Below are 12,584 nucleotides of genomic sequence, written 5' to 3' on the forward strand. Positions count from 1 at the left end.
TTCATTTATCTTTTTATCAGTATCCAGCTTCTCCGGGACTCTTCTTTGCCCGCTTTTTTCAGCTTTAGCACATAGAAATAAGTACCGTCATTTAACCCGTTTCCGTCCCATTCATTTTTATAGTTATTATTTCTGTAAACTTCATCGCCCCAGCGGTTGTAAACAAACAGGCTAACCCCTTCGTAATTTTCCAATCCCGTAATCACAAACGTGTCGTTCTTCCCATCGCCATTTGGTGTAAAAGTATTGGGCACATCCAGATCCGGAGGCACAACCGTAATGGTTACAATAGCTACGTTAGATCCCAGACCATTTGAATCGTCTACTTTATAAGTAAATTTCTCTATTCCGAAAAATCCCTTATTTGGCATATAAACTACTTTTCCATCCTTGTTAACAGATAGTTTGCCGTTGGTTGGCTGACTTTTTACTTCAAGCGTAGCTGCATCCAATGGAAACAATGCTGGTTTATCATTATTGATAACCGGCACAGCTACCTCTATATCGGCTTTTGTATTGGCGTAATCATCAATGGCTATCGGGTACCTTGTAATATCAATTACAGTTGGCTCGTCGTTATTCACGGCTGTACCCGAAACGTCAGTTACAGGGGTGCCAGATTTGGTGAGGCCAGTTACCGTAGCAGTGTTGTTTACGGTACCTGCAACCTTTTCAGGATTGGTAATCGTGTATTGCGCTATGCCGCTGGTGGTTGCCCCAGGTGCCAATGTCGTTTGGCTTAACACAATAGGCTGGATAATTTTCGGATCCTTTACCACCAGGTTGTATAGGGTCATATTTCCATTATTGGTCACGGTAAATGTATAGGTCATGGTGCGGAAGTCACGGTTCATTGCTCCTGTTTTAACCAGGGCAACCGAAGGATTGGCATCAATATCTACTTCTGCTATAGCCGATTTGGATTGTGGATATTCCACAGAACTTACCGTTGCTGTGTTTACAATCTTTCCGGTATTTACATCTGGCAGGCCAAAGGCATCAATGTTATTCTGGGTAATGGTATAAGTTCCGCTATAGATCCAGCTTTCTCCTTTTTCCAGAATATCATTGCCGTTATCGCCGGCCGACCTATGCAGCAACCCTCCCAACAACGGGTCGTTCACTTTAACATGGCTATGGTTGGCATTCCCATTGTTGGATACAATAATAGAATATTTAATCTCATCTCCCGGAGCAGATACGTTGGTTCGGTTTGCTGACTTGGTGATAGCTATATCCAAACATACAGGAACACGGACTGTAATTTTAAATGGTTGCCCTGCACAGCCTCCTGCCTCTGCTATTGGAGTAACCAGATATACCACGTACTGTTCTGTTGTTGTTGTATTGATCAATGTGGCATTTAGCACTTTACCTGAACCATTAACTGCACCCTGAACAGTAGAATTCACTGTCCAGGTGAAGCCTGCAGGAACCGCATTGCCTCCTTTTTGGATATTGTTTACATTTTTAGTTTGAAGGTTATAGCTGAAAGAAGATTGTGCACAGCTCAAACTATTTACGACATCGTCAAACCCTTTAGGTACTTTATTAACAGTAACATTTGTAGCAGCTGATATTGTACTTGCACAACCAGCCTGATTGGTCACTTTTACAGCATAGTTACCAATTTCATTTACACCCAATGTTTGTCCGTTTGCCCCCGGTATCAAAATTCCGTTTTTGTACCATTGATTTCCTGCTGACGACGACGAGGTGAGCGTAACAACACCTCCTTCACAGAAGGTGGTTGCCCCCGCTGGTGAAATGTTTGGCAATTCCGGATAAGGGCTTGCTGTAACCTGAGTTGGTAATGAAGGGCTGCTGCTGCAACCATTTACATTGGTTACCACTACATGGTAAGAGCCAGTTTCTGTAGCAATATAGGTCTTACCGGATGCGCCAGGTATAATTGCGCCATTCTTGTACCATTGATAACCGCTGGCTGTACTTGAGCTTAGGGCCACTGAATTACCTATGCAGAAAACAGTGTTGCCCATCGCTGTAATCGTTGGGATTATCGGAAGGGCATTTACAGTAATGGTAATTTCATTAGATACCGGACTGGCACAATTGCTGGCATTGGTCACCACCACCGTGTATTTACCAGCTACTTTTGCTTCATAAGTTTGCCCTGTAGCATTGGTTATGGCTGAACCATTCAAATACCACTGGTAACTGCCCGTAGCAGTAGTGCTCAAAACAACACTTTCCCCATCACAGAAGATTGTAACACCACCAGCAGTGACGACTGGTTGGGTTGGCAAAGTATTCACTGTAACCGTAACTTCATTCGATACGGGACTGGCACAATTGCTGGCATTCGTTACCACAAGGGTATATTTACCAGCTACCTTTGCTTCATAGCTTTGTCCTGTAGCATTGGTTATGGCTGAACCATTCAAATACCACTGGTAGCTACCGATAGCTGTGGTGCTCAAAACAACACTTTCTCCATCACAGAAGATTGTAGCGCTACCAGCAGTGACTACCGGGGCAACGGGAACCGTGTTTACTGTAACCGTAACTTCATTGGATACCGGACTGGCACAATTGCTGGCATTGGTTACCACAACCGTGTATTTACCAGCTATTTTTGCTTCATAGGTCTGGGCGGTAGCATTGGTTATAGCTGAACCATTCAAATACCACTGGTAACTACCGATAGCTGTAGTGCTCAAAACAACACTTTCCCCATCACAGAAAATTGTAGCACCACCAGCAGTGACTACCGGGGCAACGGGAACCGTGTTTACTGTAACTGTAACTTCATTGGATACCGGACTGGCACAATTGCTTGCATTGGTTACCACAAGGGTATATTTACCACCAACCTTTGCCTCATAGCTTTGTCCTGTGGCATTGGTTATGGCTGAACCATTCAAATACCACTGGTAACTACCGGTAGCTGTAGTACTCAAAACAACACTTTCTCCATCACAGAAGATTGTAGCACCGCCAGCAGTTACTACCGGGGCAACAGGAACAGTATTCACTGTAACCGTAACTTCATTGGATACCGGACTGGCACAATTGCTGGCATTGGTCACTACAACTGTATATTTACCAGCTACCTTTGCCTCATAAGTTTGCCCTGTAGCATTGGTTATGGCTGAACCATTCAAATACCATTGGTAACTGCCCGTAGCAGTAGTACTCAAAACCACACTTTCCCCATCACAGAACATTGTGGCACCACCAGCAGTGACTACCGGGGCAACGGGAACCGTGTTTACTGTAACCGTAACTTCATTGGATACCGGGCTGGCACAATTGCTGGCATTGGTTACCACAACCGTATATTTACCACCAACCTTTGCCTCATAGCTTTGTCCTGTGGCATTGGTTATGGCTGAACCATTCAAATACCACTGGTAACTGCCCGTAGCTGTAGTACTCAAAACAACACTTTCTCCATCACAGAAGATTGTAGCACCGCCAGCAGTTACAACCGGGGCAACAGGAATAGTGTTTACTGTAACCGTAACTTCATTGGATACCGGACTGGCACAATTGCTGGCATTGGTTACCACCACTGTATATTTACCACCAACCTTTGCCTCATAAGTTTGCCCTGTAGCATTGGTTATGGCTGAACCATTCAAATACCATTGGTAACTGCCCGTAGCAGTAGTACTCAAAACCACACTTTCTCCATCACAAAAGATTGTAGCGCTACCAGCAGTTACTACCGGGGCAACGGGAACAGTGTTTACTGTAACTGTAACTTCATTGGATACCGGACTGGCACAATTGCTGGCGTTGGTTACCACCACTGTGTATTTACCAGCGACCTTTGCCTCATAAGTTTGCCCTGTGGCATTGGTTATGGCTGAACCATTCAGATACCATTGGTAGCTACCCGTAGCTGTAGTGCTCAAAACAACACTTTCCCCATCACAGAAGATTGTAGCACCACCAGCAGTTACGACTGGGGCAACAGGAACAGTGTTTACTGTAACCGTAATCTCATTGGATACAGGACTGGCACAATTGCTGGCATTGGTTACCACAACTGTATATTTACCAGCTACTTTTGCTTCATAGGTCTGGGTGGTAGCATTGGTTATTGCTGAACCATTCAAATACCACTGGTAACTACCAGTAGCAGTGGTGCTCAAAACCACACTTTCCCCATCACAGAAGATTGTAGCGCTACCAGCAGTTACTACCGGGGCAACTGGAACCGTGTTTACTGTAACCGTAACTTCATTGGATACCGGACTGGCACAATTGCTGGCATTGGTTACCACAACCGTGTATTTACCAGCTATTTTTGCTTCATAGGTCTGGGCGGTAGCATTGGTTATGGCTGAACCATTCAAATACCACTGGTAACTACCAGTAGCTGTGGTGCTCAAAACAACACTTTCCCCATCACAGAAGATTGTAGCGCCAGCAGCAGTTACGACTGGTTGGATTGGCAAAGTGTTCACTGTAACTGTAACTTCATTCGAAACCGGGCTGGCACAGTTGCTGGCGTTGGTTACCACAACTGTATATTTACCAGCAACCTTTGCTTCATAAGTCTGTCCTGTAGCATTGGTTATAACTGAACCATTCAAATACCACTGGTAACTGCCCGTAGCAGTAGTGCTCAAAACAACACTTTCTCCATCACAGAATATTGTAGCACCACCAGCAGTTACTACCGGTTGGGTTGGCAAAGTGTTCACTGTAACCGTAACTTCATTGGATACCGGACTGGCACAATTGCTGGCATTGGTTACCACAACCGTGTATTTACCAGCTATTTTTGCTTCATAGGTCTGGGCGGTAGCATTGGTTATGGCTGAACCATTCAAATACCACTGGTAACTACCAGTAGCTGTGGTGCTCAAAACAACACTTTCCCCATCACAGAAGATTGTAGCGCCAGCAGCAGTTACGACTGGTTGGATTGGCAAAGTGTTCACTGTAACTGTAACTTCATTCGAAACCGGGCTGGCACAGTTGCTGGCGTTGGTTACCACAACTGTATATTTACCAGCAACCTTTGCTTCATAAGTCTGTCCTGTAGCATTGGTTATAACTGAACCATTCAAATACCACTGGTAACTACCGGTAGCTGTAGTACTCAAAACCACACTTTCCCCATCACAGAAGATTGTAGCACCACCAGCAGTGACGACTGGTTGGGTTGGCAAAGTATTCACTGTAACCGTAACTTCATTCGAAACCGGACTGGCACAATTGCTCGCATTGGTTACCACCACTGTATATTTACCAGCAACCTTTGCCTCATAAGTTTGCCCTGTAGCATTGGTTATGGCTGAACCATTCAAATACCACTGGTAACTGCCCGTAGCAGTAGTGCTCAAAACCACACTTTCTCCATCACAGAATATTGTAGCACCACCAGCAGTTACAACCGGTTGGGTTGGCAAATTATTCACTGTAACCGTAACTTCATTGGATACCGGACTGGCACAATTGCTGGCATTGGTTACCACCACTGTGTATTTACCAGCGACCTTTGCCTCATAAGTTTGCCCTGTGGCAGTGGTTATGGCTGAACCATTCAGATACCATTGGTAGCTACCCGTAGCTGTAGTGCTCAAAACAACACTTTCCCCATCACAGAAGATTGTAGCACCACCAGCAGTTACGACTGGGGCAACAGGAACAGTGTTTACTGTAACCGTAATCTCATTGGATACAGGACTGGCACAATTGCTGGCATTGGTTACCACAACTGTATATTTACCAGCTACTTTTGCTTCATAGGTCTGGGTGGTAGCATTGGTTATTGCTGAACCATTCAAATACCACTGGTAACTACCAGTAGCAGTGGTGCTCAAAACCACACTTTCCCCATCACAGAAGATTGTGGCACCACCAGCAGTGACTACCGGGGCAACGGGAACCGTGTTTACTGTAACTGTAACTTCATTGGATACCGGACTGGCACAATTGCTGGCATTGGTTACCACAACTGTATATTTACCAGCAACCTTTGCTTCATAGGTCTGGGCTGTGGCATTGGTTATGGCTGAACCATTCAAATACCATTGGTAACTGCCCGTAGCAGTAGTACTCAAAACCACACTTTCCCCATCACAGAAGATTGTAGCACTACCAGCAGTGACTACCGGGGCAACGGGAACCGTGTTTACTGTAACTGTAACTTCATTCGAAACCGGACTGGCACAATTGCTGGCATTGGTTACTACGACTGTATATTTACCAGCTACTTTTGCCTCATAGCTTTGTCCTGTGGCATTGGTTATGGCTGAACCATTCAAATACCACTGGTAACTACCGGTAGCTGTAGTACTCAAAACAACACTTTCTCCATCACAGAAGATTGTAGCGCTACCAGCAGTGACTACCGGGGCAACGGGAACTGTGTTTACTGTAACTGTAACTTCATTCGAAACCGGGCTGGCACAGTTGCTGGCATTGGTTACTACGACTGTATATTTACCAGCTACTTTTGCCTCATAGCTTTGTCCTGTAGCATTGGTTATTGCAGTTCCATTCAAATACCACTGGTAGTTACCGATAGCTGTGGTGCTCAAAACAACACTTTCTCCATCACAGAAGATTGTAGCGCTACCAGCAGTTACAACCGGGGCAACAGGAATCGTGTTTACTGTAACCATAACTTCATTGGATACCGGACTGGCACAATTGCTGGCGTTGGTTACCACCACTGTGTATTTACCAGCGACCTTTGCCTCATAAGTTTGCCCTGTGGCAGTGGTTATGGCTGAACCATTCAGATACCATTGGTAGCTACCCGTAGCTGTAGTGCTCAAAACAACACTTTCCCCATCACAGAAGATTGTAGCACCACCAGCAGTTACGACTGGGGCAACAGGAACAGTGTTTACTGTAACCGTAATCTCATTGGATACAGGACTGGCACAATTGCTGGCATTGGTTACCACAACTGTATATTTACCAGCTACTTTTGCTTCATAGGTCTGGGTGGTAGCATTGGTTATTGCAGTTCCATTCAAATACCACTGATAGTTACCGATAGCTGTAGTACTCAAAACCACACTTTCCCCATCACAGAATATTGTGGCACCACCAGCAGTTACGACTGGGGCAACAGGAACAGTGTTTACTGTAACCGTAATCTCATTGGATACAGGACTGGCACAATTGCTGGCATTGGTTACCACAACCGTGTATTTACCAGCTATTTTTGCTTCATAGGTCTGGGCGGTAGCATTGGTTATAGCTGAACCATTCAAATACCACTGGTAACTACCGATAGCTGTAGTGCTCAAAACCACACTTTCCCCATCACAGAAGATTGTAGCACCACCAGCAGTTACAACCGGTTGGGTTGGCAAATTATTCACTGTAACCGTAACTTCATTGGATACCGGACTGGCACAATTGCTGGCATTGGTTACCACCACTGTGTATTTACCAGCTACTTTTGCTTCATAGGTCTGGGTGGTAGCATTGGTTATTGCTGAACCATTCAAATACCATTGGTAACTGCCAGTAGCAGTAGTACTCAAAACAACACTTTCTCCATCACAGAAGATTGTGGCACCACCAGCAGTGACGACCGGCTGGGTTGGCAAAGTATTCACTGTAACTGTAACTTCATTCGAAACCGGACTAGCACAATTGCTGGCGTTGGTCACTACAACCGTATATTTACCAGCAACCTTTGCTTCATAGCTTTGTCCTGTGGCATTGGTTATTGCAGTTCCATTCAAATACCACTGGTAGTTACCGATAGCTGTGGTGCTCAAAACAACACTTTCTCCATCACAGAAGATTGTAGCGCTACCAGCAGTGACTATCGGGGCAACAGGAATCGTGTTTACTGTAACCATAACTTCATTGGATACCGGACTGGCACAATTGCTGGCATTCGTTACCACAAGGGTATATTTACCAGCTACCTTTGCTTCATAGCTTTGTCCTGTAGCATTGGTTATTGCAGTTCCATTCAAATACCACTGGTAGCTGCCCGTAGCAGTAGTACTCAAAACAACACTTTCCCCATCACAGAAGATAGTTCCGCCATTTGCAGTTACAACCGGGGCAACAGGAACAGTATTCACTGTAACCGTAATCTCATTGGATACAGGACTGGCACAATTGCTGGCATTGGTTACCACCACTGTGTATTTACCAGCGACCTTTGCTTCATAAGTTTGCCCTGTGGCATTGGTTATGGCTGAACCATTCAGATACCATTGGTAGCTACCCGTAGCTGTAGTGCTCAAAACAACACTTTCCCCATCACAGAAGATTGTAGCGCCAGCAGCAGTTACGACTGGTTGGGTTGGCAAAGTATTCACTGTAACCGTAACTTCATTGGATACCGGACTGGCACAATTGCTTGCGTTGGTTACCACCACTGTGTATTTACCAGCGACCTTTGCTTCATAAGTTTGCCCTGTGGCATTGGTTATGGCTGAACCATTCAGATACCATTGGTAACTACCAGTAGCTGTGGTGCTCAAAACAACACTTTCCCCATCACAGAAGATTGTAGCACCACCAGCAGTGACTATCGGGGCAACAGGAACAGTGTTTACTGTAACCGTAATCTCATTGGATACAGGACTGGCACAATTGCTGGCATTGGTTACCACAACTGTATATTTACCAGCTACTTTTGCTTCATAGGTCTGGGTGGTAGCATTGGTTATTGCTGAACCATTCAAATACCATTGGTAACTGCCAGTAGCAGTAGTACTCAAAACAACACTTTCTCCATCACAGAAGATTGTGGCACCACCAGCAGTGACGACCGGCTGGTTTGGCAAAGTATTCACCGTAACCGTAACCTCATTCGAAACCGGACTAGCACAATTGCTGGCATTGGTTACCACAACTGTATATTTACCAGCTACTTTTGCTTCATAGGTCTGGGTGGTAGCATTGGTTATTGCTGAACCATTCAAATACCACTGGTAGTTACCGATAGCTGTGGTGCTCAAAACCACACTTTCTCCATCACAGAAGATTGTGGCGCTACCAGCAGTGACGACTGGTTGGGTTGGCAAAGTATTCACTGTAACCGTAACTTCATTCGAAACCGGGCTGGCACAATTGCTCGCATTGGTTACCACAACCGTATATTTACCAGCAACCTTTGCTTCATAGCTTTGTCCTGTGGCATTGATTATAACTGAACCATTCAAATACCACTGGTAACTACCGGTAGCTGTAGTACTCAAAACAACACTTTCTCCATCACAGAAGATTGTAGCACCACCAGCAGTGACTACCGGGGCAACGGGAACTGTGTTTACTGTAACGGTAACTTCATTGGATACCGGACTGGCACAATTGCTGGCATTGGTCACTACAACTGTATATTTACCACCAACCTTTGCCTCATAGGTCTGTCCTGTAGCATTGGTTATGGCTGAACCATTCAGATACCACTGGTAACTGCCCGTAACAGTAGTACTCAAAACAACACTTTCTCCATCACAGAAGATAGTTCCGCCATTTGCAGTTACAACCGGGGCAACAGGAACAGTATTCACTGTAACCGTAATCTCATTGGAAACCGGACTGGCACAATTGCTGGCATTGGTTACCACCACCGTGTATTTACCAGCTACTTTTGCTTCATAGGTCTGGGCGGTAGCATTGGCTATCGCTGAACCATTCAAATACCACTGGTAACTACCAGTAGCAGTTGTGCTCAAAACAACACTTTCTCCGTCACAGAAGATTGTAGCCCCGGAAGCTGTGACAGATGGTGCCTCTGGTAATGGGTGTATTGTTATTGTCTTTACATCAGATACAGTAGCACATCCAGCAGCCGAAGATACTATTACCCTTATTTTAACCTTGTCTAAAGCCAAAGGAGCATTTGTTATTGTTAACGTTGCTGTACCGAAACCAGAAACACCATTAGCCGCAACAAAATCAACCCATCCACTTGAGCCTTCATATTGCCACTTGTAAGTATCTGTGCTTGCAGACGAAACTACAGTTGTTGAGCTATTGGCGCCTTCACAAATAGTAATATCCGAAGGCTGAACAGTAATCGTAGGATTGGCATTTACCAACAATAAAACGGTAGTCTTTTTTCTGCCATTACTTGGGCTCAGTAGCGTAAAAGTGAAAAGACCTGTCTCAGTAGGTGCGCCTGATACAGTCAGAATTTTAGTTGCAGTGAAATAATTACTAACCAAACCCAATGGCATATAACCGTCAACATCGGGAAATCCCGACGCTACAGTATAAGAAACAGGAGCTATAGAAGATCCAATACAAAATTGCTGAGGATTAAAAATATTGTACTTAATATTGTTACATCCCTCAATTGCCGAACCATTCAAACACTCCTGGTGTGGGTCCACAGGTACAGCCGAGATAGGGTCCGTAGCATCCGGATCCGTTACATCTGGCGGTCTCAAAATACTGGCTTCAACTTCAAAAGGCTGATTTGAGAGCGGTGCAACAACAGTTCCTGTAACCGTAAATTCAATAACAGTCTGATTGTTCATAGCTACTTTCGACTGGTATGTACTTCCGGAAACAGTGGCATTACTCACAGTCCCCGTTCCACTGATTATCGTTGGCACAACAGAACTGATATTGTATCCTGTCGGTGCCTTAAACTCGAAAGTAGAGCCGGAAATATCACTTGGTCCATCATTTTTAACCCTTATCTTATAACTTACCTTCTGATCAGTAAAATAGGTATTAACAGTAGGAGTAATGCTTTCTACCATTAAATCGGCAGATTTAATAACAATTGTCATAGGCTGCGACTCTTCGCTACCTTGAATATAAGCCCAGGTATCCATAGATTTGGTATCTCCAAAACTACTGTGCCCTAACCCCCCATCTGCATTATATCGTCCCCATTTATGACCATTCGAGTTACTTCGTTGACCGGTAGTGGCGGTATTCACCGGGCTTGAAGAGTCTCCAGTACCCGCCCCGGAAATATCAGAATCATCCCAATAAACTCTATCACTATAAACACCTTCATCTAGCGAACTCGTCTCCAAGTCATAATTCAAGGTATTATTGGTTAGTTCAATGATCAATCCCTGAGGGTTAATTTCCATATCAATATACGGAAAATGTACCTCGGCAGATAGGAGCCTTGTTTTAAGCTGACTTAAAGGAGTGCCAGCCGGAACAAAAACTCCATTTGCATCTTTTGCATCCCAAAAAACCGAATTATTTCCTACAGTTGCGACCCCTACAATTACTCTGTCTGCTCCCGAAGGAACTGGAATCGTAATTTTGTAGGTTCCACCAGTAGTAGAGTTGAATGTAATATAGGCTCCCTTTCTACTGACTTGTCCTATTGTTCCTTCAACTCCTTTTACCTGAATATTATCAATTTTTGGCAATACTGCTGTATTCTTGAGCCAGGTCACTGCATTAGCAATTCCAGTTAGAAATATACTTGCGCTTGCCGGCAAGTCTGGATTTGGCTTGTTATAAAAAATCTTATGTGTAACATTATTACCCTGATCAGGACTCCTTGGATCGTGAGTAACTGCCGAAAGTTCGGCTTGTGTTGACAAATTCAAGCTTTTATAACTAGGAATAGAATTATTTGCGAAACCGTTACTATTTGAGAAAAAAGTAAAACCAACTCCATTATTCCCGTTAGTCTGCACCCTATACGCTCTACCATCTTTCGTCAGCACATAATGCTTCGCATAATATGATTTATCTTTTTCAAAATTAGCGGATATAAGAAGATTTAAGACATTTGTAAATACCCTGCCTATAATAAAAGCCCCTCCACTTTTAACCGAAACATCCCAAGCCGAAATTAAGTTAGGATTTCCATTCCCAGAGCTTCCTTGTGTCCAACTGCCATTAGCCGACTGATCGGGAACACTAACAGTTGAGTTACCGGGAATTCCAGATGGGGGCAAAAACTCAATCTTCCAAACACCTTCTGTATTTGCGGTCACTGGAACCAAAAAGGATGTATATCTGCCGTTCACCGGGCCTGAACCATCGTTTGGCCCAGCAAGTTCCTCACTCCTACTTTTTATACACCCTATAGTTTTCGAAGATCCTGACGTATAGACAACTCCATTTGGAGCTGTAATATTGATAGTTCCTGATCCAATTCCCTGAGCACTTGAAGCAACAGCGATTTCTTCGCCAGCCTTTGCATAAACATAATGGGTACCTACCGTCTTAAAGGGCCATGAAAAAGTATTTGTACCTTCAGTTGCACAATATAAATACGCCCTGTTACCCTGCGCCCCGTTAGGATACAAATCTTTACTCCCCTCAGCAAATACACTCAAACTAAAAAATAAACAGACAAGAAAGCCCAGACAGAATCTACCTCTGTGAGATGAGAGCACATCAGACCTGAGCGCATTTAGCATAAATTCAGTTTACATTTACTCTACTTAAAAAACTTCTTGCCTGACATAGTGAATATTTTTCTTCAGAGAGACAAACTCATCAGAAAAGTGAACATAAGCAAACAACAATTTCTTATAAGTATAATTTCATTTACCTCTAGCAAATTAAATAGAATTCATGTCTTTTTCATTAAAAAATTGAAATTTTTAATAACAATCGGGCCAAAAATAAAACAGACATCTAAAAACACACCAATTTAAGCAATTAAGATGTTTTTTATCAAAAACACT

At 44.0% G+C, this 12,584-nt stretch carries 1 protein-coding gene; it reads right to left on the reverse strand.

The window, feature by feature from the left end:
• Window positions 1-5: 5 nt before the first annotated feature.
• Window positions 6-12,230 (reverse strand): DUF7507 domain-containing protein, encoded by a 12,225-nt coding sequence (locus ABIE26_RS09210; protein ID WP_310137561.1) that lies wholly within the window; start codon window positions 12,228-12,230, stop codon window positions 6-8.
• Window positions 12,231-12,584 lie beyond the last annotated feature (354 nt).

The sequence above is a fragment of the Pedobacter africanus genome (assembly GCF_040548825.1).
Taxonomy (GTDB): Bacteria; Bacteroidota; Bacteroidia; order Sphingobacteriales; family Sphingobacteriaceae; genus Pedobacter; species Pedobacter africanus_A.